This window comes from Mesobacillus jeotgali, from assembly GCF_002874535.1.
Classification (GTDB): Bacteria; Bacillota; Bacilli; order Bacillales; family Cytobacillaceae; genus Mesobacillus; species Mesobacillus jeotgali.
Window position 1 is genome coordinate 1531932 of sequence record NZ_CP025025.1, and the last position, 22834, is coordinate 1554765.

27 protein-coding genes are annotated in these 22834 nt (G+C 41.9%); all 27 read left to right on the top strand.

Annotated features, from left to right (window positions below; all coding sequences use genetic code 11):
• The first annotated feature begins 169 nt into the window (after nt 1–169).
• The 27 genes from flgB (at nt 170) to CD004_RS07630 (ending at nt 22825) form a co-directional block, all read left to right on the top strand.
• The gene (gene flgB / locus CD004_RS07500; RefSeq protein WP_041967253.1) at nt 170–565 is read left to right on the top strand and encodes a flagellar basal body rod protein FlgB; all 396 of its coding nucleotides are present in this window, start codon (nt 170–172) and stop codon (nt 563–565) included.
• 2 nt (nt 566–567) lie between these two features.
• Nucleotides 568–1017 carry a flagellar basal body rod protein FlgC gene (gene flgC, locus CD004_RS07505; RefSeq protein WP_102262189.1) on the top strand — a complete coding sequence of 150 codons (450 nt, stop codon included), beginning with the start codon at nt 568–570 and terminating at the stop codon, nt 1015–1017.
• A gap of 45 nt (nt 1018–1062) precedes the next feature.
• Nucleotides 1063–1341 (top strand): flagellar hook-basal body complex protein FliE, encoded by a 279-nt coding sequence (fliE, locus tag CD004_RS07510; RefSeq protein WP_233435016.1) that lies wholly within the window; start codon nt 1063–1065, stop codon nt 1339–1341.
• A gap of 77 nt (nt 1342–1418) precedes the next feature.
• Entirely contained in the window at nt 1419–3011 is a 1593-nt protein-coding gene (fliF, locus tag CD004_RS07515) for a flagellar basal-body MS-ring/collar protein FliF (protein ID WP_102262190.1), read from the top strand.
• 11 nt (nt 3012–3022) lie between these two features.
• Nucleotides 3023–4039: a flagellar motor switch protein FliG gene (gene fliG, locus CD004_RS07520; RefSeq protein WP_023614895.1), complete on the top strand. Its 1017-nt coding sequence runs from the start codon at nt 3023–3025 to the stop codon at nt 4037–4039.
• Nucleotides 4023–4793 carry a flagellar assembly protein FliH gene (fliH, locus tag CD004_RS07525; RefSeq protein WP_102262191.1) on the top strand — a complete coding sequence of 257 codons (771 nt, stop codon included), beginning with the start codon at nt 4023–4025 and terminating at the stop codon, nt 4791–4793. The genes fliG and fliH overlap by 17 nt, the downstream gene beginning before the upstream one ends.
• Complete coding sequence (gene fliI / locus CD004_RS07530) at nt 4793–6106, top strand: flagellar protein export ATPase FliI (RefSeq protein ID WP_102262192.1); 1314 nt, start codon at nt 4793–4795, stop codon at nt 6104–6106. Before fliH ends, fliI begins: the two co-directional genes overlap by 1 nt.
• 7 nt (nt 6107–6113) lie before the next feature.
• On the top strand, nt 6114–6560 hold the full coding sequence (fliJ, locus tag CD004_RS07535) for a flagellar export protein FliJ (RefSeq protein ID WP_102262193.1): 447 nt from the start codon (nt 6114–6116) through the stop codon (nt 6558–6560).
• A gap of 5 nt (nt 6561–6565) precedes the next feature.
• Entirely contained in the window at nt 6566–7153 is a 588-nt protein-coding gene (locus tag CD004_RS07540; protein WP_233434957.1) for a MotE family protein, read from the top strand.
• Between the two features lie 29 nt (nt 7154–7182).
• Nucleotides 7183–8406 (top strand): flagellar hook-length control protein FliK, encoded by a 1224-nt coding sequence (locus CD004_RS07545; RefSeq protein WP_102262195.1) that lies wholly within the window; start codon nt 7183–7185, stop codon nt 8404–8406.
• A gap of 10 nt (nt 8407–8416) precedes the next feature.
• Nucleotides 8417–9046, top strand: a complete 630-nt coding sequence (gene flgD / locus CD004_RS07550) for a flagellar hook assembly protein FlgD (protein WP_102262196.1) — start codon at nt 8417–8419, stop codon at nt 9044–9046.
• Nucleotides 9047–9063: 17 nt separating this feature from the next.
• Entirely contained in the window at nt 9064–9453 is a 390-nt protein-coding gene (locus CD004_RS07555; protein ID WP_102262197.1) for a TIGR02530 family flagellar biosynthesis protein, read from the top strand.
• A gap of 80 nt (nt 9454–9533) precedes the next feature.
• Complete coding sequence (locus tag CD004_RS07560; RefSeq protein ID WP_102262198.1) at nt 9534–10757, top strand: flagellar hook protein FlgE; 1224 nt, start codon at nt 9534–9536, stop codon at nt 10755–10757.
• Between the two features lie 54 nt (nt 10758–10811).
• Nucleotides 10812–11033 (top strand): flagellar FlbD family protein, encoded by a 222-nt coding sequence (locus tag CD004_RS07565; RefSeq protein ID WP_041967243.1) that lies wholly within the window; start codon nt 10812–10814, stop codon nt 11031–11033.
• Nucleotides 11023–11451 carry a flagellar basal body-associated protein FliL gene (gene fliL / locus CD004_RS07570; RefSeq protein WP_102262199.1) on the top strand — a complete coding sequence of 143 codons (429 nt, stop codon included), beginning with the start codon at nt 11023–11025 and terminating at the stop codon, nt 11449–11451. The genes CD004_RS07565 and fliL overlap by 11 nt, the downstream gene beginning before the upstream one ends.
• A 42-nt stretch (nt 11452–11493) precedes the next feature.
• Entirely contained in the window at nt 11494–12495 is a 1002-nt protein-coding gene (gene fliM, locus CD004_RS07575; RefSeq protein ID WP_102262200.1) for a flagellar motor switch protein FliM, read from the top strand.
• Entirely contained in the window at nt 12482–13753 is a 1272-nt protein-coding gene (gene fliY, locus CD004_RS07580; protein WP_102265027.1) for a flagellar motor switch phosphatase FliY, read from the top strand. The genes fliM and fliY overlap by 14 nt, the downstream gene beginning before the upstream one ends.
• 18 nt (nt 13754–13771) lie before the next feature.
• Nucleotides 13772–14134: a response regulator gene (locus tag CD004_RS07585; protein ID WP_023614882.1), complete on the top strand. Its 363-nt coding sequence runs from the start codon at nt 13772–13774 to the stop codon at nt 14132–14134.
• A gap of 21 nt (nt 14135–14155) precedes the next feature.
• Nucleotides 14156–14818, top strand: coding sequence for a flagellar biosynthetic protein FliO (locus CD004_RS07590; RefSeq protein ID WP_404809819.1), 663 nt, complete (start codon nt 14156–14158; stop codon nt 14816–14818).
• Nucleotides 14811–15476, top strand: a complete 666-nt coding sequence (gene fliP, locus CD004_RS07595; RefSeq protein ID WP_102262201.1) for a flagellar type III secretion system pore protein FliP — start codon at nt 14811–14813, stop codon at nt 15474–15476. Before CD004_RS07590 ends, fliP begins: the two co-directional genes overlap by 8 nt.
• Nucleotides 15477–15490: 14 nt before the next feature.
• Nucleotides 15491–15760 carry a flagellar biosynthesis protein FliQ gene (gene fliQ, locus CD004_RS07600; RefSeq protein ID WP_023614879.1) on the top strand — a complete coding sequence of 90 codons (270 nt, stop codon included), beginning with the start codon at nt 15491–15493 and terminating at the stop codon, nt 15758–15760.
• A gap of 4 nt (nt 15761–15764) precedes the next feature.
• The gene (gene fliR, locus CD004_RS07605; protein ID WP_102262202.1) at nt 15765–16541 is read left to right on the top strand and encodes a flagellar biosynthetic protein FliR; all 777 of its coding nucleotides are present in this window, start codon (nt 15765–15767) and stop codon (nt 16539–16541) included.
• Nucleotides 16542–17627 (top strand): flagellar biosynthesis protein FlhB, encoded by a 1086-nt coding sequence (gene flhB, locus CD004_RS07610; protein WP_102262203.1) that lies wholly within the window; start codon nt 16542–16544, stop codon nt 17625–17627.
• A gap of 34 nt (nt 17628–17661) precedes the next feature.
• Nucleotides 17662–19698 carry a flagellar biosynthesis protein FlhA gene (flhA, locus tag CD004_RS07615; protein WP_102262204.1) on the top strand — a complete coding sequence of 679 codons (2037 nt, stop codon included), beginning with the start codon at nt 17662–17664 and terminating at the stop codon, nt 19696–19698.
• Nucleotides 19695–20870, top strand: coding sequence for a flagellar biosynthesis GTPase FlhF (gene flhF / locus CD004_RS07620; RefSeq protein WP_102262205.1), 1176 nt, complete (start codon nt 19695–19697; stop codon nt 20868–20870). The genes flhA and flhF overlap by 4 nt, the downstream gene beginning before the upstream one ends.
• A complete protein-coding gene (locus CD004_RS07625) occupies nt 20863–21729 on the top strand; it encodes a MinD/ParA family protein (RefSeq protein WP_102262206.1) in 867 nt (288 codons plus the stop codon). The genes flhF and CD004_RS07625 overlap by 8 nt, the downstream gene beginning before the upstream one ends.
• A gap of 7 nt (nt 21730–21736) precedes the next feature.
• Nucleotides 21737–22825 (top strand): protein-glutamate methylesterase/protein-glutamine glutaminase, encoded by a 1089-nt coding sequence (locus CD004_RS07630; RefSeq protein ID WP_102262207.1) that lies wholly within the window; start codon nt 21737–21739, stop codon nt 22823–22825.
• The last annotated feature ends 9 nt before the right edge of the window (nt 22826–22834 follow it).

Genomic DNA, 22834 nt, shown 5'->3' on the forward strand with positions numbered 1-22834 from the left:
TCTTTTATCCTATTTTGAAAAATGAGCATTATGCATGATAAAAATTAACTGAAAGTACATAGACAGATTATTTCAGATTCTTTACAATTAGGAATATAATGACGAAATTCAGCAAGGAATTACAAAATTCAGCAAAATAATCCAGTGTGGCAATTGAGAGGTGCAAAAATTGAAGTTGTTTTCAAACACTGTATCAACCCTCGAGCATGCGTTGAACTATTCTTCTGCGAAGCAAAAAGTCATTTCGCAGAATATCGCGAATGTTGATACACCGAATTATAAAGCAAAGGACGTGTCCTTCAAGGCTGTATTTCAGGATGTGATGGGTAAATCCTTTCAAGCGAATAGATCAGATGCCCGCCATTATGAATTTAGCAGCAAAGCGAGTCGTTTGCCTGGAGTCGTCACTAATCCAAACGTGAATTATAACGAGAATGGGAACAGCGTCGATTTGGATAAAGAAATGGCCGATCTGGCTACAAACCAAATTTACTATAATGCGCTGACTGAGAGGATTAATGGCAAATTCAACTCTCTCCAAACAGTCATTAGGGGAGGTAAGTAAGAATGACCATGTTTCATAGCATGAATACGACTGCATCTGCGTTAACTGCACAGCGTCTAAGAATGGATGTCATTTCTTCCAACATGGCGAATGTAGATTCTACCAGAGGTGTAAATGGAGAGCCATACCGCAGGAAAATGGTCGTCCTACAACCTAAGGAAGGAAACTTTTCTTCATTCCTTAATAAAGCAATGGGAAAAACAGACGGATCAGGGGCGGGAAATGGAGTTAAAGTATCGAGAATAATAGAGGATAGAGAAAATCCTCTTAAGATGGTATATGATCCTGAACACCCAGATGCAAATCAAGAAGGGTATGTTGCGTATCCCAATGTCGATCCATTAAGAGAAATGGTGGATTTAATAAGCGCGACACGTTCTTATGAAGCAAATGTCACAGTTTTCAACGCCTCCAAGGGCATGATGATGAAAGCCCTTGAAATAGGAAAATAAGGAGAGAACTAAATGAACTCAGCTGGGATTAATTCTGTTAGCCAAATGGTCAGGCCATTTGATACAAAAGTGTCTACTCCCACACCTACACCATACGAAGCACAAAAGAGCTTTTCGTCCGTACTTAAGCAATCTATTGATAATTTAAATAAAACGCAGCTTCAGTCAGATGCAATGACGGAAAAACTTGCCCGGGGGGAAAACGTTGACCTCCATCAGGTAATGATTGCGAGCCAAAAGGCGAGCATTACACTGCAGGCTACAATGGAAGTCAGAAATAAAGTGGTTGAAGCATATCAGGAAATGATGAGAATGCAAGTTTAATAATATGAGCTAAAAACTAAGTTTATATCGGTTATTAGCTATATAAAAAGAAGAGACTTAATAACCGGGGGATTGAAATGAAAGAAACCGTTCAAAAGTATATACATACAATGAAGGATTTCTGGCAAGGGCGCACCAGAAAGCAAAAAATCAGTCTTGGTGCGTCAATTTTCTTTGTTTTGACAGTAGCCGTCCTTACAGCCTTCTTTACCTCGAGGACATCCCTTGAGCCGCTTTATAGCAATCTTTCTCCAGCCGAGACTGGAAGTATCAAAGAAAGCCTTGATGCAAGGGGCATAAAATCTGAAATTGCTGATGGAGGCAACACCATCCTAGTTCCCAAGGAATCGGTTGATAGCTTGAAAGTTGAGCTGGCAGCTGAAGGAATTCCTAAATCAGGAAGTATAGATTATTCATTTTTCAGCCAGAATGCCGGCCTCGGTATGACAGATAATGAATTCTTTGTCTTAAAACTGGATGCTATGCAAACAGAGCTTGCTGATTTGATGAAAGGAATAGATGGCGTCAATGATGCGAAGGTAATGATTAACCTGCCTGAAAAAGGGATTTTTGTTAGCGATAATGAGCAGCCTGCATCGGCATCCATCGTGCTAAATACAAGCCCAGGTTATCAATTCAAGGAAGATCAAATAAATGCACTCTATCACCTAGTGGCTAAAAGTGTACCCAACCTTCCTACAGATAATATCGTCATCATGAATCAATATTTTGAGTACTTCGATTTAAAAAATGAAAATAATTCCAGTGGAGCATCTTTTGCTTCTCAGCATCAGGTCAAACAGCAAATTGAGAGAGATGTGCAAAGGCAGGTCCAAAATTTGCTTGGCACTCTTATGGGGCATGATAAAGTAGTTGTTTCCGTTACCGCCGATATAGACTTTACCCAGGAAAACAGAGAAGAAAACATCGTTGAGCCTGTTGATAAAGAAAATATGGAAGGAATTGCAATCAGTGCACAGCGAATTACTGAAACCTTCACTGGGAATGCAGATCAAGCTGGCGGGATTCCAGAAGGAGGAAACCCTGGAGAAACGACTGGGTCTCAATACCTTGAGGGAGCAACTGGCAACGGAGATTATGAAAGAGTCGAAGAAACAATAAATAATGAGGTCAGCAGAATTCGTAAGGAAATTACCGAGAGTCCATACAAGGTGAGAGATCTTGGAATTCAGGTGATGGTCGAACCGCCAACTCCAGATGACCGTAATTCATTGCCGCAGGAACGTGTAGAGGATATTACAAAAATCCTTGGTACCATCGTCAGAACGACCATTGATAAAGAGTCTCTAGGCGAAGAGCTGACAGATGAATTGATTGAAGACAAGGTCGTTGTATCAGTGCAGCCGTTCAATGGAAAGGTAACCTTCGAAAGCCAGGTTGTAGAAAAGCTGCCTTGGTGGGTATACCTAGTTGGCGGATTATTGTTAGCAGGTATTGTAGTATTACTACTTCTATTTATGAGATCGAGGAAGAAAGAAGTAGAAGAAGAATTTGTAATGGAAGAAAAATATGAGCCAATTCGTGTTCCTGATGTGAACAAGGAATTTGAGACAGAAGGCACAATGAAGAAAAAGCAACTGGAAAAAATGGCGAAAGAAAAGCCAGAGGATTTCGCAAAGCTATTGCGAACTTGGATTTCTGAGGATTAGGAGGAGGACCAATGGTGAGGAAAGACCAAAAGGAATTAACAGGAAAACAGAAGGCAGCAATCCTCCTGATCTCACTTGGCCCAGATGTTTCTGCTTCGGTTTATAAGCATTTAAGTGAAGAAGAAATTGAGAAGCTTACACTTGAAATATCAGGTGTGAAGAAGGTTGACTCGCTGGCAAAGGAAGAAATTCTGGAAGAGTTCCACAGCATTGCGCTGGCTCAGGATTATATCACGCAAGGTGGAATCGGTTACGCGAAGACGGTTTTAGAAAAAGCGTTAGGGACCGATCAGGCCGCTGTGATCATCAATAGACTGACATCATCGCTGCAAGTAAGGCCATTTGATTTCGCACGAAAAGCGGATGCTGGGCAAATTCTCAATTTTATTCAAAACGAGCATCCACAAACGATTGCACTCATACTTTCTTATTTAGATTCGGCACAAGCGGGCCAGATTTTATCTGAACTGCCGCAAGACGTCCAGGCGGATATTGCACGCCGTATTGCAGTGATGGACAGCACATCACCAGAAATTATTAATGAGGTCGAGCAAATCCTGGAAAGAAAGCTTTCAGCCACTGTTACTCAGGACTATACGCAAACTGGCGGTATTGAGGCTGTAGTGGATGTATTGAACGGAGTGGACCGTGCAACCGAACGTACGATTCTAGATGCACTGGAAATCCAGGATCCTGAACTGGCCGAGGAAATCAAAAAGCGGATGTTCGTATTTGAAGATATTGTCACACTTGATAACCGTGCAATCCAGCGCGTTATCAGAGACTGTGAAAACGAAGATCTCATGCTTGCTCTTAAAGTTTCAAGTGATGAAGTCAAAGAAATTGTCTTTAAGAATATGTCTAAGCGTATGGTCGAAACCTTCCAGGATGAAATGGAATTCATGGGTCCTGTAAGGCTTCGCGATGTTGAAGAAGCACAATCCAGGATTGTAGCTATTATCCGTCGTCTGGAAGAAGCTGGTGAAATCGTCATTGCCCGTGGCGGAGGAGATGATATTATTGTCTAGGCTTATCAAATCCCAATACACCAGTAGTATGCCAGCAGAAAAGAAGGTCATCTCTATCAGGGTGTTAGAATCATCGGAACAACAAGAAGTCCCACAGGTCTTCACTCATACGGAAGATGAAAGAAGGCGAATCATCGAGGGGGCTCTAGCTGAGGCAGATAATATTGTGTCAAAGGCCATTGAGGAAGCAGAACAGATTCGCCAGCAAGTCCAACTGGAGCAGCAAGAATGGGAACAGCAAAGATCTTTATTGGTCGAAGAATCCAGGCAGCAGGGCTTTGAACAAGGCTATCAGGAAGGTAGAACCCAGGGGTATGAAGAGTACCGCCAAACAATCATGTTTGCTAAAGAAACGGTTGATGCGGCGAAAAGAGATTACGAGAATCATATTGAATCATCAGAAAAGGTAATTCTTGATCTCGGGGTGAAAATAGCCGGGAAGATAATCGGGGAAAAACTAGCTGCAGATGAAGCTTTCCTTCCCCTTGTAAAAAGGGCGTTAAAAAACTCCAGGGATTATAAGGATATTCAGCTTCATGTACATCCGAAATACTATCAGGAACTGCTAAACCAAAAGGATGAACTGATTGCCATCTTTCCAAAGGATATTGATTTCTATATTTACCCGGATGATGAGCTTGAGGAGACATCGTGTATCATCGAATCTGAAAATGGCAGGGTCGACGCAAGTGTAGACAGTCAATTGGAAGAAATCAAAAATAAGCTTTTTGAAATGCTGGAGAGTGAACAATAGTGAAGGCCGAAGATTTATTGGAACATGTCGATTTTCTGGATAGTTTTAAACGTTATGGACGTGTAAAAAGAGTTGTCGGCCTGATGATTGAGTCCCAGGGGCCTGAAAGTTCAATAGGCGATGTCTGCTTTATTCATGTGGGCACAAAGAAAAAGCGGAAAATCCAGGCGGAGGTTGTCGGTTTTAAAGATGAAAACGTCATTTTGATGCCTTATACATCTCTTCACGATATATCACCTGGAAGTCTGGTTGAAACGACGATGAAACCACTTGAAATAAAAGCAGGGCCGGGATTGATTGGCAAAGTCGTTGATTCGCTAGGTGTTCCATTGGATCAATCCAGCCTGCCAAAAGGATTGGCTTCAGTTCCTACAGAACAAGATCCCCCCAACCCTTTGAGCAGACCGCCAATCTCGGAACCGATAGAAGTCGGAGTCAGGATGATTGACAGCCTGCTGACAGTTGGCAGCGGCCAGCGTGTTGGGATATTTGCCGGTAGTGGTGTCGGGAAAAGTACTTTGTTGGGAATGATTGCAAGAAATACTACAGCAGACCTGAATGTCATTGGGTTGATTGGTGAACGTGGTCGAGAAGTCAGAGAGTTCATCGAACGCGATTTAGGTCCAGAAGGACTAAAACGTTCGATAGTAGTTGTTGCCACTTCAGACCAGCCTGCATTAATGCGGATCAAAGGAGCCTATACAGCAACAGCCATCGCAGAGTATTTTCGTGATAAAGGATTGAATGTCATGCTGATGATGGATTCAGTTACTCGAGTGGCTATGGCGCAGCGTGAAGTAGGTCTGGCAGTTGGTGAACCTCCTACCACGAAAGGATATACTCCTTCAGTGTTCGCCATCCTTTCAAGGCTTCTTGAAAGGACAGGGACGAATGAATTTGGATCAATAACTGGCTTTTATACCGTCCTTGTAGATGGTGATGACATGAACGAACCTATTGCTGACACAGTAAGGGGAATTCTGGATGGCCACTTTGTTTTAGACAGGGACTTAGCCAATAAAGGCCAGTACCCTGCAGTGAATGTGTTAAAAAGCATAAGCCGAATCATGAACAATATTGTCGCCGATGAACATGTCAAAGCAGCTGAAAGATTGAGGGAATTACTAAGTACTTATATCAATGCCGAGGATTTGATTAATATCGGGGCATATAAAAAAGGCACTTCTGCCGAGATAGATGAAGCGATTATGAGATACCCTCAAATTCTTGATTTCTTAAAACAAGGAACCAATGAAAAAGTCTCAATAAATGAGAGTGTTCAGGCTTTATTGCAGTTAGTAAGGAAAGGTTGATGGATCAATGCGGTATCAATTCAAGTTTGATAAGATCCTTTCACTCAAGTCGAGAGAAGTGGACGAAGCACAAGTCGTATACCAGGATTCAGTAAAAAAGTTCGAAGAGGTGGCTGACAGACTCTATCATCTTCTGAAGAAAAAAGAAGATCTTGAGAGCTTTCAATCAGACCGGCTTCTAGATGGTTTGCCGGTCCAGGAAATACGACACCATCAACAGTTTATCGGTAATCTTGAAAAATCGATTGCCCACTATCAGAAAGTCGTGATGAATGCGAGAAACATCATGAATTATCAACAAGTTCAATTGATGGAGAAAAATCAGGAAGTAAAAAAGTACGAAAAAATCAAAGAGAAAGACCATCTTCAATTTCTGGCAGATGAAAAGTATGCAGAAAGCAGGATGATGGATGAAGTCTCGATTCAGCAATATATGAACCGGGAAATTAGGTGATCAGCGTGGAGGAAAAAGAAAATCAGGATGGTAACAAGCTCCAATGGTTTTTATATGTGATAGCAATTCCAACCTTGTTTGCGATTGTTATTGCTTTGGTTGCGCTTTCGATTCTAGGGATCAATATTTTCGATACAGCGAAAGACATAGGCGGGAAAGTACCCTTCATATCCCAGTTTGTAAAGGAAGAAAAGCCGCTATCCATTGAAGAATTTGAAAAAGATATCATCAGCCTTGAAGCAGAAATTAAAGACCGCGAAGCAAAAATGGATCAACTGCAGTCTAAAATCGATAGCAAGGATACACAGCTAAAACGAATGGAACTAGAAAAAGCACAGCTGCAAGCACAAATAGAGGAATTAACCGCGATCCAGGAGGAAAACAAGCGAGCTTTCCGGGAAATCGTCAAAACCTATGAAACGATGTCAGCAAAGAGTGCTGCTCCGATTATTTCTAAAATGGATACCGAGGAAGCAGTGAAGATTCTTACAAACATAAAGCCAGAATCACTTGCTGCCATAATGGAAAAGCTGCCTGCCGAAGAAGCAGCAAAGTATACAGAGATATTGACGAATGAAACTAACGGAAATTAGCTGACGAGAATCTGAGAGGAGGTGAAAAAATGGAAATTGGGGGTCTTGGATTTTTTAATACAATTGCTGCGGGAAAACAGAAACTGTCTGGAAATGTGGGGGCAGAGGCAAGCTTTGCCGGGTTAATGTCAACAGTCTTATCCGGAAAAGCAGAGTCAATACTATCAACTCAAACTGCGCAGGGTGAAAACCTTGAAAGTCTGGGTGCCTTGGCAGAAATGATCAATATAAATGATCTTTTAGACTTGGAAGATGGAATGAAGTTGCTGGATCTATTGAATTCAGACTCTGGAAATCTATTAACTAAGGCGCTGGCGCATTTTGGTATAAACAAAGAAGATTTGAAGCTTTTTATCCAGAAATGGACCGGTAACAGTGAAAATGATATCGAGAGTGCCTCTGAAGATGAGCTCTTGTCATCCTTAGCGGCTATAATAACAGGAATCGCGAATCAAAATGGAAATCAATTACTCGCAAAACTAGAAGAAAACGATTTGCAGACATTAAAGGCATTAAAGCTTTTGGAATTAATGACTAGATATGCTGATGGGAACGAATATAAAAGCTCTGATCCTGTTAAAGAATCTCTGAAGAATCTTGGTGAGGAATTAAAGAATCTTTTAGATACGAGTAAACAAAATCCTCATGCGGATTATTTACAAAAGAGATTTACCCAGTTAGCGAGTGATCTAAACCTTGCAAACTCAAGAAAAATATCATTACCAGAGAGTAGCTCGGGATTAAAGACGGACGGTCCAGCAGGAACTGTTGCTTATCTTCCACAGATGACAAAAGCTGAGCAATTAATGTTAACAATGAATAGTCCTGAAAGGCCGGTTTCACCTGAACAATTAATGAAGCAATTTGAATCGATTCTTTCGAAATCCCATTTCATGAATAGTGGGGGAACTCAAAAACTATTCATAAAATTATTCCCTGAGCATCTTGGGAGCATCCGTATAGAGCTTTTCCAAAAGGATCAAACGATGATGGCGCGAATCATAACTACTTCCGGGAAGGCGAAGGAAACGCTGGAATCACAGATTAATGGTCTCAAACAGGCCTTTGCGGCACAAAACCTTTCAGTAGAAAGAATTGAAGTGACTCAGCAGCAGGCCCAGCAAGAGCGATTCCTGAATAGAGATTCTCAGCAGCATGAGAGGCAGCCTGACAGAGGGAAGCAGGAAAAGAAAGAAGAAAAAGGCGATTTTAACCTTTCCTTCGAAGAAGCACTGCTAAATACTGAAGTATAGGAGATAGACAATGGTGAATAGTATTAATTCTTCTTATCTGCTGTCGAATCTTCAAAAGGACAGGAAAGCTGGTTCAGATATTCTTGGGAAAGATGATTTCTTGAAAATCCTGATGACCCAGCTTCAGAATCAAGATCCTTTGAATCCGATGCAGGATAAAGATTTTATTGCCCAAATGGCAACATTTTCGACTCTTGAGCAAATCACGAATATGGGGAAGTCAATCGATCGATTTGTACAGGCTGAACAGCAAAATAAGATGATTTCCTATAGCCAGTTTGTGGGCAAGGAGATTACATGGCATAAGATTGAAACAGTAAATGGCGAGGAAACCGTTCAACAGGGAAATGGGAAGGTTGCCTCTGTGCAGTTCAAAGAAGACACCGTTTCTTTTGTGCTTGAGGATGGCACGATTCTGGAACCGGCGAATATTTCCCAAATCAATGAGTTATCAAGTGAAAATCATATGTTGCAGGCGAGTATGCTGATTGGGAAAACAATTACCTATCTTGATGAAAATAAACAAGAAAAATCAGCTAATGTCCTTTCTGTTTCATTCAAGAATGGCAAAACATCCTATTTACTAGATGATGAGAATAATACAAGCATCATTTCTTCACAGATAACCAAAATTCAATAACGTAAGGAAGTGATGTAATGGATAAAACAAACTTTCATCCAATTCATTCACTGCCTGTTAACAGGACACACCATAAACCTGTAAAAGCCAACAAATTAACACAAACATCTTTTTCCTTGCAATTGCAAAGTGTTATCCAATCAAAGAATGGACTAACAATAAGTAAGCATGCAACTGAACGGCTGGAGCAAAGGGGAATTAACATTTCCCAGGAGCGCTGGAACAGAATTGAGGAAAAAGTAAGTCAGGCTAAGGCCAAGGGCGTGAGTGATTCACTCGTTCTGCTAAAGGATGCGGCACTGATTGTCAGTGCAAAAAACAACACTGTCATTACCGCAATGGGAAGGCAAGAAGCAGCGGAACAAATATTCACCAATATAAATGGAACCATCGTTATGGAAAATTAAAATGAATAGGCTGGACCTTTACGGAGGCCTGGGCTGTGGACCGATTGAAGCAGCCCCCAAATCGAAAGGAGTTCAATAAAATGCTTCGTTCAATGTACTCAGGAATCAGTGGGATGAAAAACTTCCAAACAAAACTTGATGTAATCGGAAACAATATTGCCAATGTAAATACATACGGCTTCAAAAAGGGCCGTGTTACTTTTAAGGACACTATGAATCAAACAATCTCGGGCGCAAGTGCTGCTACCGAAAATAAGGGCGGCAAGAACCCAATGCAGGTTGGACTTGGTTCTACCATTGCCAGCATCGACTTGATTGATACTCAATCAAGCTTGCAAACAACAGGACGCGCTCTTGACCTGGCGATTTCAGGAGATGGCTATTTTGTTGTGAAACAGGGACAGTCCCAGATGTATACACGTGCAGGAAACTTTTATCTGGATGATAATGGGACATTGGTTACTGGTGAAGGGTTTAAGGTGCAATCCTATAATCAAATCGGTCAGTTAGAAGATATAACTGTTAACGTCAATGCGCTTTTGCCAGCTAAGCAGACGACTGAATTAGTAATGAAGGGTAACCTTCCAAAGGACGCGAAGGGCAATTCAGAATTACTTCAGCAAATCAAGGTAGTGGATGATGATGGTATTGAGCATGTAATTGATTTAAAAATCTCCCCTGTGGATGCTTCTTCAGGATCTTGGAAGTTAGCCTTTACTGATAAATCAATCACAGTTGATCCTAACAATCCAAACGCAAATCTTGTAGAGCGAACAATCACAATACCTGATTTTGATCCAACAAATCCGCCAGCAGACTTATCCATTACTCTAAAGGTTAATGATGGCAGTAATGGTGCCAAGGACCTAACTGTTCTCATGCCAATCAAAGATTTAACCAAGGAAGGCGGCAGCATGGACGCCAACGCTTATCCTGACGGAAATACCCAGGGTGCTTTGGAGAGTTTCAACATTGGTTCTTCTGGAGAAATCAACGGGGTTTTCTCCAATGGGTTAGTACTCACTCTTGGCCAATTAGCGCTTGCAAAATTCAGCAATCCATCTGGCCTTTCGAAAATCGGAAATAACACTTTCCAGGAGTCAGTCAACTCTGGTACAGCCAATATTAATGTTCCTGGTGAAGGCAGGGGTTCCATTGCGGCAGGAGCTCTTGAAATGTCCAATGTAGACCTTTCAGAAGAGTTTACTGAAATGATCACGGCTCAGCGTGGTTTCCAGGCGAATACCAGAATCATTACAACATCTGATGAAATCCTCCAGGAGCTCGTAAACCTAAAACGATAGACTAGGAGAGGAGCAGGGCTGAAAGGGTAATCCTTTTAGCCCCTGTGAATTAATGTGATTAAAGTAACTAAATTAAACGGTAAATCATTTAGAATTAATTCATTATTTATCGAAGTGGTTGAAGCTTTTCCGGACACAACGATTACATTAACCAATGGGCGAAAGTATGTCGTAAGGGAAAGTGAAGATGAAGTGAGCAAATTAATCCAGGAATTTTATCAGAGTGTCGGCCTTCTTGGAGGGCGAGTGTTGGAGGAACAGAATCATGAAGAATAATAAACTGGTAATGATTATGTCGGTCATGCTGGTAGCCATATTGCTAGTAGGGACTATAGCAGTTGTGGCGGTTATGAAGCTTACGGCTGAGGATGAAAAAAAAGAACCGAGCATCGATGAGGTACTGGAAGCTTCGGTGGACATCCCTGAGGTAACAACGAATTTGGCATCAAATGATTTTATTAAGATTTCTTTTAAAATTGAAACAGACGGCAAAAAAGCAAAAGAAGAGTTGCAAAAGAGAGATTTTCAGGTTAAAAACCTGATTATTTATGAATTGTCCGAGAAAAAGGCGGAAGAGCTGCAAGGCAAGGAAGGCAAGATGAACCTTGAAGAAACCCTCAAAGCAAAGCTGAATGACCTGATGCTTGATGGAAAAATCAAAAAGGTCTACATAACAGGTTCTCTCCTCCAATAGCAGAATGAATTAAATAACCGTAATCACATGGAGGTGAAGAGAATGTCGGGAGAGGTATTATCGCAAAGCGAAATAGATGCTTTGTTATCCGCTTTATCAACAGGAGAAATGGATGCGGATGAATTAAAGAAAGAACAAGTAGAAAAAAGGGTTAAAGTATATGATTTTAGAAGAGCTTTGCGTTTCTCGAAAGACCAGATCCGCAGCCTTACCCGAATTCATGAAAACTTTGCCCGGCTATTGACGACCTTTTTCTCAGCTCAGTTAAGGACGTATGTCAATATTAGTGTCGCGTCAGCCGATCAGATTCCTTATGAGGAATTCATCCGCTCCATTCCCAAGATGACAATCTTGAATGTATTTGATGTAGAACCTCTGGAAGGCAGAATCCTGATGGAGGTTAATCCGAATATTGCATACGCGATGATGGACAGGCTGCTTGGAGGAAAAGGGACAAGCCATAATAAAGTCGATAGCTTGACAGAGATCGAAACCAGGATCATGTCAAATATGTTTGAGAAAGCTTTTGAAAACTTTAGGGAGGCATGGGGTTCTATTTCAGAGATCGATCCGCAGCTATCAGAGTTTGAGATAAATCCACAATTTTTGCAAATGGTTTCGCCGAATGAAACCGTCGTGGTGATTTCGCTGAACACTACGATTGGAGAAGCCAGCGGAATGATCAATATATGCATCCCGCATGTAGTTCTGGAACCGATCATCCCTAAATTATCAGTTAAGTATTGGATGCAATCCGATAAGAAACAAAGCTTGCCTATCGAAAATTCAGTATTGCAAAGTGAAATCCAGAAAGCTGATGTTTCAATTACAGCTGAAATTGGTTCATCTGAAATATCGATCCAGGACTTTTTAATGCTTGAGATCGGCGACGTGATTGAATTGAATCAGCAGATTGATAAACCATTACTGATAAAAGTCGGAGAGATCCCTAAATTTGTAGGACAGCCAGGGAAAATTAACAAAAAGTTAGCCATTCAAGTGTTTGATACATTTAAGGGGGGAGACGATGATGGTGAGCGATGACATGTTATCTCAAGATGAAATTGATGCGCTTCTTAGAGGAACCTCTGATGAGGCAGAAGAAACAGAAAATACCATTAATGTAGATGACTATTTTTCTTTTATGGAAAGAGATGCGTTAGGAGAAATAGGGAATATATCATTTGGCAGTTCAGCTACCGCACTATCAACTTTATTGAACCAGAAGGTGGAAATTAATACCCCTACGGTTACAGTTGTGCACAAGTCAAAACTTGAAGATGAGTTTCCAGATCCTTATGTGGCCGTACAGGTTTATTACACAGAAGGGTTTACCGGCAGCAATATGCTTGTTATCCAGCAAAATGATGCAGCGATTATCGCCGATTTAATGCTTGGAGGCGATGGATTGAACCCAAGGGAATTACTTGATGAAATCCAGCTGAGTGCCGTACAAGAGGCAATGAACCAGATGATGGGTTCTGCAGCAACTTCGATGTCGACAGTGTTCAGTAAGAGAGTCGATATTTCACCTCCAAATATAAACCTGTTGAATGTCGTTGAAGGTGAAGGCACTGAATCGATTCCAGAAGATGATATTTTGGTGAAAGTGTCCTTCTCGTTAAAAATTGGCAATTTAATAGATTCAAATATTATGCAGCTTTTGCCAGTCACTTTCGCAAAAAGTCTGGTTGATGAATTATTGAATCCCGGTGGTTCACCGTCGCAAGCACCAGTACCTGAAACGCAGGCACCAATTATGCCGCAAAATAATCAGGTGGATATAAATAATTCAAATGCAAGTCAAGAACATCAGGACTACGCTCAATATCAGCAAGTCCAGCAGCCGGTGTATCAGGGCCATCAAGAGCAAATTTATAATCAGCAGCCAGCTAATCAGGGATTTCCACAAGGACATGGCTATTCTCAGCCAATGCAATCGGCACCACAGCATATAGGCAATGTGATGCCAGGCGCACAGCCAACGGTTCAACCCGCTGTATTCTCAAGTTTTGATACAGTACAGGTACAGCAGGCCGAGACAAAGAACCTGGATATGCTGCTTGATATTCCGCTGCAGGTCACAGTTGAACTGGGCAGAACGAAACGTTCGGTTAGAGACATCCTCGAATTGGGATCGGGTTCAATCATCGAACTAGACAAACTAGCTGGAGAACCAGTCGATATTCTTGTCAATAATCGCCTGATTGCACAGGGTGAAGTAGTTGTTATTGATGAGAATTTTGGAGTCCGTGTTACGGATATAATCAGCCAGAGTGATCGCATTAAAAAATTGAAATAATCTACAGGGGGAATTCCAATGGCAAACAAGATTTTAGTCGTAGACGATGCGGCTTTCATGAGAATGATGATTAAGGATATTTTGACAAAAAACGGCTTCGAAGTCGTCGCAGAGGCAGCTGACGGTGCACAGGCACTTGAAAAATATAAAGAATTCCAGCCTGACCTTGTGACAATGGATATTACAATGCCAGAAATGGATGGCATCACTTCCTTAAAAGAAATCAAAAAAATCAACCCGAACGCAAAGGTCATCATGTGTTCAGCAATGGGCCAGCAAGCGATGGTCATCGATGCAATCCAGGCTGGTGCTAAAGATTTCATCGTGAAACCTTTCCAGGCAGACCGCGTTATCGAAGCGATTTCAAAAACATTGGCTTAGTGAACTTTTATCATTTAGAGGGTGCGGCAATTGTTAAGATTAATCCGAACTGCCTCGACAATTCTTTTCCTATTAGCTGCTCTGTTCAGTCCGATTGGCTTGGCGAACGCAGAGCAGCTAAATAAAAGTGTGAAGGATTGTTTGAAAGATCAATCGTGTGATGATGAACAGGCAGATAATACAACAAACATATCAGACGATAAAAAATCCCAGGTAGGGGTCAGTTTCCTTGATTTCGTCAGGATGATCCTTGCTACCGCGTTTGTGGCAGCATTAATTTACTTTCTCCTTAAATTCATCAATAAAAAGAGTATTGTATATAAAAGCTCGCAGCTTGTAGAGAACCTTGGAGGCACAAGCCTTGGCGCTAACAGGTCGGTCCAGATCGTTAAAGCGGGCAATAAGCTGCTCATCGTTGGAGTGGGAGAAAATATACAGCTATTAAAAGAAATAGACGACCCGGAAGAGTACAGCCAAGTCATTCAGGAATATAACAATAAAATGGAGCAGCTTGTACAGCCAAGCGATATTGTGACAAAGTTGCTTAAAAGAACGAAGAAAGATGGCGGCAATCAGCGTTCAGAATTTTCCGCGTTACTGAAGAATCAACTGAGTGATATGGCGAGCGGAAGAAAGAAAATGCTTGAGGAGATACAAAAGAAAGGGTCAGAAAAAGATGAATGAGTTTATGGAGTTTTTCAACAGCAGTACTCCTGAGAGTGTATCGACATCCGTAAAGCTGATGCTCCTGCTGACTGTACTTTCTATTGCGCCAGGCATCTTAATTTTAATGACAAGTTTTACAAGGATCATCATCGTTCTTTCCTTTGTCAGAACGGCGCTTGCAACACAGCAAATGCCGCCCAACCAAGTGTTGGTCGGGCTTGCGATGTTCCTGTCATTCTTCATCATGGCACCAACTTTCCATGAAGTGAATGAACAGGCACTGACGCCTTTATTCAATGAAGAAATCAATTTGGAGCAAGCCTATGAGAGGGCATCTATCCCTTTCAAGGAGTTCATGAGTGCTCATACGAGGCAGAAGGATTTAGCATTATTCCTTGAATATTCAAAGGCTGACACGCCTGAATCCATTCAGGATATCCCTCTGACAGCTCTTGTCCCGGCATTTGCTATCAGTGAAATCAAAACCGCTTTCCAAATCGGGTTCATGATTTTCATCCCTTTTCTGGTGATTGATATGGTAGTGGCAAGTGTCCTTATGTCGATGGGTATGATGATGCTGCCGCCAGTCATGATTTCACTTCCATTTAAAATTTTGCTTTTTGTCATGGTAGACGGATGGTATTTAGTCGTGAAATCGTTATTACAAAGTTTTTAAGCAGGTGAATGAAAATGACTTCAGAAGCGGTTATTTCGATAGCTGAACGAGGAATTTATACAGTATTAATGATTTCAGGGCCTTTGCTGATTTTAGCGCTGGTAGTTGGTTTGATTGTCAGTATTTTTCAGGCAACAACGCAAATCCAGGAACAGACACTGGCTTTTGTTCCAAAGATTGTGGCCGTCCTTGTCGGAGTCGTTTTCTTTGGTCCGTGGATGTTAAGTTATATGCTGAGCTATGCGAGTGAAATATTTTCAAATCTTACAAGGTTTGTAGGCTGATGAGATGCTAGATTTTATTCCATCGTTTCCGGCATTCCTGCTGGTTTTTGTAAGGGTGACGTCCTTTTTCTTGATGATGCCTTTATTTTCATATCGGACGATACCTGCATCACATAAAGTAGGGCTTGGATTCATGCTTTCCATCATCATGTTCACTGCAATAGGTGCTCCAGAAATCGCAGTAGATAGCACGTATTTCATGCTGGTCATCAAGGAAGCAATGGTTGGATTATTCATAGGCTTCATTGCTGCGTTAATGATGGCTGCCATCCAGATAGCAGGGGGATTCATTGATTTTCAGATGGGGTTTGCGATTGCGAATGTCATCGACCCACAGACTGGAGCGCAGAGTCCGCTGATGGGACAATATTTATATACGATCGCTCTTTTGTTTCTGCTGACAGTCAATGGCCATCATTTGTTGATGGATGGAATATTTTACAGCTATGATTTTATCCCGATCGATCAGGTGATGATTCCGTTCGGAAATGAGAATATTGCAGAATTCATCATCCTGGCTTTTAACAAAATGTTCATTATTGCCTTCCAAATGTCCTTGCCGGTTGTCGGCAGCTTATTCCTGGTTGATGTTGCACTGGGAATTGTAGCGAGGACCGTCCCGCAATTGAATATATTCGTTGTCGGACTGCCTGTTAAAATTGCTGTCAGCTTTCTCGTACTTATTGCGGTAATGGGCGTGCTGATAATGGTTATAACGGATCTATTTTCCACCACTCTTGCGACAATGAGAGGATTGATGGAATTGATCGGAGGAGCTTAAATGGAATTTATAAGGTTAGACCTGCAATTTTTTGCGGGAGAGAAGACAGAAAAAGCGACTCCTAAAAAGAGGCAGGACGCACGGAAAAAGGGACAGGTTGCCAAAAGCCAGGATGTCAATACAGCTATTGTCCTCCTTGCTGTGTTTTTGTTTTTGATGTTTTTTGGCAGTGTGATGATGGAGAGACTTATCGGAGTTCTTCGCCATTCCTTGCAAAACTATATGTTAATGGATTTGACAGCAAACAACATGGAATCCATTGTAATTGAAATTTTGGGTGAACTGATCATTTTCCTCGGCCCGGTCATGATTGTTGCGTTGATCGCAGGGGTGGCTGCCAATTACATTCAAGTTGGCTATATGTTTTCTACGGAAGCAATACAAATGAAACTTGAAAAAATTAATCCGATCAGCGGCTTCAAGAGAATCTTTTCCATGAGGGCTATCGTTGAATTGCTAAAATCGATCCTCAAAATCACTTTTGTAGGAGTGATTGCTTTCTCAGTTCTGTGGTTGCGGTTGGACGAGGTACTTCTCCTCGCTAATAAGAGTGTGGGTGCTGCATTGGCAACTATTGCCGGGCTGACGCTCCAAATGGGCCTTTTTGCTTCCGGAGCATTGCTATTTTTATCATTATTGGATTATCTTTACCAAAAATATGATTATGAGAAAAGTATCCGTATGTCAAAGCAAGACTTGAAAGATGAGTATAAAAATATCGAAGGTGATCCTCTGATCAAGTCGAAAATCAAGCAGAAGCAAAGAGAGATGGCAATGCGGCGGATGATGCAAGAAGTCCCAAAAGCGGATGTGGTCATAACAAACCCGACCCATTTTGCGATTGCGTTAAAGTATGACGAACAGAAGTCCGATGCTCCGATTGTTGTAGCAAAAGGTGTCGATTTTGTTGCACAGAAGATTAAATTGATTGCCAAGGAAAATGATATTATTTCTGTCGAGAACCGTCCTCTGGCAAGGGCTTTATACAGCCAGGCTGAAATCGGGGATGCCATTCCCGAGGAATTTTTCAAAGCGGTGGCAGAAATCCTGGCCTATGTGTATCAAACAAAAAATAAAGTGCTGTAATTCTTAGGTATGCAGTGTTTAGGAGAGAAGTACTATGTCAGCAAGAGACCTGTCCGTCCTGCTTAGTGTCATATTAATCGTAGCCATGTTGATCATTCCTTTTCCGCCATGGCTATTAAGTGTACTAATCATGGTAAACATCTCAATTGCACTTCTGGTGCTATTGAACACAATGAATATGACCGAGCCGCTCCAGTTTTCTGTTTTTCCTTCACTGCTGCTGTTGTTAACTTTATTCAGGCTTGGCTTGAATGTATCGACAACACGTTCAATTCTGTCAAAAGGTGAAGCCGGAGGGGTGGTTGAAACCTTCGGGACCTTCGTTGTCGGGGGGAATGTTGTTGTCGGGATGGTCGTGTTCCTGATCTTGATCATTATCCAATTCATCGTCATCACGAAAGGTTCAGAGCGTGTGTCAGAGGTTGCAGCAAGGTTTACACTTGATGCGATGCCAGGTAAGCAAATGAGTATTGATGCTGATTTGAATGCCGGGATGATTTCTGAACAGCAGGCGCGAGAACGACGGGAAAAAGTAAGCCGTGAAGCCGATTTTTACGGCGCGATGGACGGTGCGAGTAAATTCGTAAAAGGAGATGCGATAGCGGGGATCATCATCGTTCTAATCAACTTGATCTTCGGGATTGTCATCGGCATGACTCAATTAGGGTTAAGCATTGGAGATTCAGCACAAAAATTCTCGCTATTGACAGTAGGAGATGGGATTGTCAGTCAAATTCCGGCACTGCTTATTTCGACAGCGACGGGTATAGTGGTTACACGTGCTGCGTCTGACGGTAATCTTGGAATTGATATTACCTCACAGTTACTTGCTTATCCTAAAATGCTGTATGTCGGAGCAGCAACGATTTTCCTGTTAGGGTTTTTTACGCCAATCCACGATATGCTCACAATTCCAATCGCGGCACTGATGGCTTTTGGCGGCTACTCTTTCTCCCGTATTCCAGAGCCGGATAAACAGCAATTGCAGGAAATGGAAGAAGACATTCAGATGGATGAGATGAAGAGTCCTGAAAGTGTTGTAAATCTATTAAATGTTGATCCGATTGAGTTTGAATTCGGCTATGGGTTGATCCCGCTTGCAGACGCTAATCAGGGAGGAGACCTACTTGACCGGATTGTCATGATAAGAAGGCAGCTGGCCATTGAGCTTGGACTGGTCATTCCCGTGGTCAGGATCCGGGACAATATTCAGCTCCAGCCTAATGAATACAGACTAAAAATCAAAGGGAACGAAATGGCAAGGGGAGAATTACTCCTAGATCATTATCTGGCAATGAGTCCTGGTATTGATGATGATTCTATTGAAGGAATCGATACAATCGAACCAAGCTTCGGTTTGCCTGCTAAATGGATCACGGAAGAAATGAAGGAACAGGCTGAAATCTTCGGATACACCGTTGTCGATCCGCCTTCAGTTGTGTCGACCCATATTACTGAAGTGATCAAGGCTAATGCACATGAACTGCTGGGAAGACAGGAAACGAAGCAACTGATCGATCACCTTCGTGAAAGCTACCCGATCCTTGTCGAGGAAGCAACACCTAATCCATTATCAGTTGGTGAAATTCAAAAAGTACTTGGAAAGCTGCTTAAGGAGAATGTATCAATCAGGAATCTGCCGATTATCTTCGAAACTCTTGCTGATTACGGAAAAGTAACAACAGATACAGATATCCTTGCTGAATACGTGCGGCAGGCGCTTGCTAGGCAAATCACGAACCAGTATTCGCGAAATGGAGAAACCTTAAAGGTGATTACACTATCAGGACGAGTGGAAAAGGTAATTGCAGAAGGTGTCCAGCAAACAGAGCACGGAAACTACTTATCTCTTGACCCGGCAGTTTCTCAAGGGATTTTGGAATCGGTGGCAAACCAGGTTGAGCAATTGAGCATAATGGAACAAACACCGATTATTTTATGCTCACCTGCGGTCAGGATGTATGTACGCCAGTTAACTGAAAGGTATTTTGCGCAAATTCCTGTATTGTCTTATAACGAACTTGAAGCAAATGTTGAAGTCCAAAGTGTCGGAGTGGTGAATGTAGAATGAAAGTAAAAAAGTATACAGCTTCATCCATGCCGGAAGCAATGAAATTAGTCAGAGGGGAATTGGGAAGTGATGCAGTAATCCTGAACTCTCGTGTCGTCCAGACAGGAGGGTTCATGGGCTTTTTTAAGAAAAATAGCATTGAGGTAATTGCCGCCATTGACCCAGACACTGAAGTGAATCCAAAACCTGCCAGTATGGATAAGCCAAATAAATTTAAGCCGTCCGTGAACGATGGCGAATTAAAAAAAGACACACAAACTGTAAGGATGAACCCTATAACGGAAACACCTCGAAAAGCCGACAAGGATCTTTTAAAAGAAATATCTCAGCTTAAGGAATTGTTAAAGGGAACGGGGAAATCCGAAGGGGTCTCTTTGCCAGAACCAGTGAGCAGACAAATCCAATACTTGAGAGATCAGGAAGTAGACCATGAGATCATTGATGAATTGGCTGCAGTCCTTCTTGAAAAGTGGTACCTCGGCGGAGCTAAAGCAAGTGATGAGGAAATCAATGAATGGATTGGCACAGCTGTTGGACACAGGCTTTCTCCACTTTCTTTTGAAGGTGTTTCATTTAAAAAGAAGTTCGTCAATGTCATTGGACCGACTGGAGTAGGGAAAACGACAACGCTGGCAAAGGTTGCTGCTGAATGTGTATTGAAGCATCAGAAGAAGGTGGCTTTTATTACGACAGACACCTATCGAATTGCGGCAATTGAGCAGTTGAAAACATATGCCAAAATCCTCGATGTCCCAATCGAGGTTTGCTACAATCTGGATGATTTCAAGGCTGCAACAGATAAATTCGCTGAGTATGACCTTGTCTTTATTGATACAGCTGGACGGAATTTCAGAAATCAAAAATATGTAAACGATTTGAAAAATGTGATTGATTTTGGTAAGGATATGGAAACCTACCTTGTCCTCGCTTTGACTGCGAAACAAAAAGATATGGAAGAAATACGCAAGCAATTTTCACTGATTCATATTGATCAATTCATTTTTACTAAATTGGATGAAACGGCGGTTTACGGGTCGATGCTTAATATGGCAATAAAGTTCTCGACTGGAATTGCCTATTTGACCAATGGACAAGATGTGCCAGATGACCTGATCGAGGCAAATCCTGAAATGATTGCAAAAACTATCCTTGGAGCAAGCACCTATGAATGACCAGGCAGAAAAATTAAGAAACCGTCTTAAAATGGATACTCCAGCGAAGGAAGCGAAAACACTTGCAGTGGTCAGCGGTAAGGGGGGAGTCGGCAAATCGAATTTCTCACTTAACTTCTCAATTTCTCTTGCCAAAAAGGGCTTCAAGGTATTGCTGTTTGATCTTGATATAGGAATGGGGAATATCGAGATTTTAATGGGTAAAAATTCTTCGCTCTCCATTGCCGATTTCCTTTCAGGCAAATCCTCGATGGAGGAAGTTATTTTTCAGGGTCCGCACGGCGTCGAGTATATTTCAGGTGGTACAGGATTAAGCCAGTTGGTCAGGATGGACCGTGATAGCGTCGAATATTTTACTTCCAGCTTAAGTGAAGTACTAAGGAAGTATGATTATCTTATTTTTGATATGGGAGCCGGATTGAACGAAGAAACATTATCAATCCTGCTATCTGTAAACGAAATATTCGTAATCACTACGACTGAACCAACTTCATTGATGGATGCATACGCCACTATGAAGTTCATCCATCTTGCAGATTCAGAATTGCCTTTCTATTTAGTGGTTAACAGGGCGGGTTCTGCAAAGGAGGGCAATGACACGATGGCAAGGCTCGAGGATGTTCTTGTGAAATTTTTGGGCAGGACGCCTACCAAGCTAGGGATACTGCCAGATGATAAAACAGTTCAGGAAGCCGTGAAACGCCAAATCCCTTTTACAATGTTCAATGAAAGGTCACAAGCTTCTAAAGGAATGGCAGCGATTATCGAAAAATATATCAATAAAGAGAGCTACAATGCCGAAAAGAGAGATAAGAGGAGTTTTACAGCAAGATTGAAGCAATTCCTTTTCGAAAGGTAGTGGTCGAGTGGCAAAAATCAGAGTTCTCATCGTAGATGATTCGGCTTTCATGCGTAAGCTGATCAACGACTTTCTATCAGAACATCCAGAAATTGATGTTATTGGCACGGCTCGAAACGGAGAGGATGCCATTAAAAAATGGCGGGAATTACGTCCTGATGTCATAACACTTGATGTCGAAATGCCGAAATTAAACGGGTTAGAAGTCTTGAAGACGATTATGAAAGAACAGCCGCTTCCGGTTGTTATGCTTTCAAGCACCACGAAAGAAGGCGCAGACACGACTCTGCAGGCGATTCAAGCGGGAGCTGTAGATTTTGTGGCAAAGCCATCAGGTTCCATTTCAATTGATTTACATAAAATCAAAACGGAGTTAATCAAGAAAGTTTTATCCGCCAGTAAAGCTAACTTAACCAAAATAAACTTTCTGGAAGACTCCAAATCAGTTGGGAAGAAACAGAACAGTTCAATAGATTCAGAGTTAAAGGTAGCTGGGCGTGTAACAACCAGGGGATTTACCCGCGAATCCAAAAAGATTGTCTGCATAGGCACATCAACCGGGGGCCCTCGGGCATTGCAGCAGGTTATAACTTCATTGCCAAAAGATATAGATGTACCTGTACTTGTCGTCCAGCATATGCCGCCAGGTTTTACAAAGTCCCTTGCCAATCGACTGGATTCCTTAAGCCAGATCAAAGTAAAGGAAGCGGAAGATGGAGAGCTTTTACAAAAAGGGACGGCATATATAGCTCCAGGTGGATTTCATCTGGAGATTAAGAGTTTAGGAGCAACGCTGGCAGTCAGCCTTAGCTTATCTCCGCCGCGAAATGGCCATCGTCCTTCCGTTGATGTGATGTTCGAGTCCATCAGTACAATTAAGAACTACTCAAAAATTGCTGTCATCATGACCGGAATGGGGTCAGATGGTTCCAAAGGACTTGTTGAAATGAAGAAAAATGGCATAGTTAAAGCGATTGCCGAATCGCAGGATACATCAATCGTTTTCGGGATGCCGAAAGCAGCAATTGCAACGAACATGGTTGATGAGGTAGCGAATGTAGAAAACATCGCTCAATCAATCATGAATTATATTTGAGGCCGGAGG

Coding starts and splice junctions, on each gene's coding strand:
- flgD (WP_102262196.1), top strand. CDS start 8,417: ATGGTGAATAGTATTAATTCTTCTTATCTGCTGTCGAATCTTCAAAAG.
- flhA (WP_102262204.1), top strand. CDS start 17,662: ATGTCAGCAAGAGACCTGTCCGTCCTGCTTAGTGTCATATTAATCGTA.
- fliQ (WP_023614879.1), top strand. CDS start 15,491: ATGACTTCAGAAGCGGTTATTTCGATAGCTGAACGAGGAATTTATACA.
- fliG (WP_023614895.1), top strand. CDS start 3,023: ATGGTGAGGAAAGACCAAAAGGAATTAACAGGAAAACAGAAGGCAGCA.
- CD004_RS07560 (WP_102262198.1), top strand. CDS start 9,534: ATGCTTCGTTCAATGTACTCAGGAATCAGTGGGATGAAAAACTTCCAA.
- fliP (WP_102262201.1), top strand. CDS start 14,811: ATGAATGAGTTTATGGAGTTTTTCAACAGCAGTACTCCTGAGAGTGTA.
- fliE (WP_233435016.1), top strand. CDS start 1,063: ATGGTCAGGCCATTTGATACAAAAGTGTCTACTCCCACACCTACACCA.
- CD004_RS07545 (WP_102262195.1), top strand. CDS start 7,183: ATGGAAATTGGGGGTCTTGGATTTTTTAATACAATTGCTGCGGGAAAA.
- fliH (WP_102262191.1), top strand. CDS start 4,023: ATGATATTATTGTCTAGGCTTATCAAATCCCAATACACCAGTAGTATG.
- fliF (WP_102262190.1), top strand. CDS start 1,419: ATGAAAGAAACCGTTCAAAAGTATATACATACAATGAAGGATTTCTGG.
- flhF (WP_102262205.1), top strand. CDS start 19,695: ATGAAAGTAAAAAAGTATACAGCTTCATCCATGCCGGAAGCAATGAAA.
- fliR (WP_102262202.1), top strand. CDS start 15,765: ATGCTAGATTTTATTCCATCGTTTCCGGCATTCCTGCTGGTTTTTGTA.
- CD004_RS07625 (WP_102262206.1), top strand. CDS start 20,863: ATGAATGACCAGGCAGAAAAATTAAGAAACCGTCTTAAAATGGATACT.
- flgC (WP_102262189.1), top strand. CDS start 568: ATGACCATGTTTCATAGCATGAATACGACTGCATCTGCGTTAACTGCA.
- flhB (WP_102262203.1), top strand. CDS start 16,542: ATGGAATTTATAAGGTTAGACCTGCAATTTTTTGCGGGAGAGAAGACA.
- CD004_RS07585 (WP_023614882.1), top strand. CDS start 13,772: ATGGCAAACAAGATTTTAGTCGTAGACGATGCGGCTTTCATGAGAATG.
- fliL (WP_102262199.1), top strand. CDS start 11,023: ATGAAGAATAATAAACTGGTAATGATTATGTCGGTCATGCTGGTAGCC.
- fliM (WP_102262200.1), top strand. CDS start 11,494: ATGTCGGGAGAGGTATTATCGCAAAGCGAAATAGATGCTTTGTTATCC.
- CD004_RS07555 (WP_102262197.1), top strand. CDS start 9,064: ATGGATAAAACAAACTTTCATCCAATTCATTCACTGCCTGTTAACAGG.
- fliY (WP_102265027.1), top strand. CDS start 12,482: ATGGTGAGCGATGACATGTTATCTCAAGATGAAATTGATGCGCTTCTT.
- fliJ (WP_102262193.1), top strand. CDS start 6,114: ATGCGGTATCAATTCAAGTTTGATAAGATCCTTTCACTCAAGTCGAGA.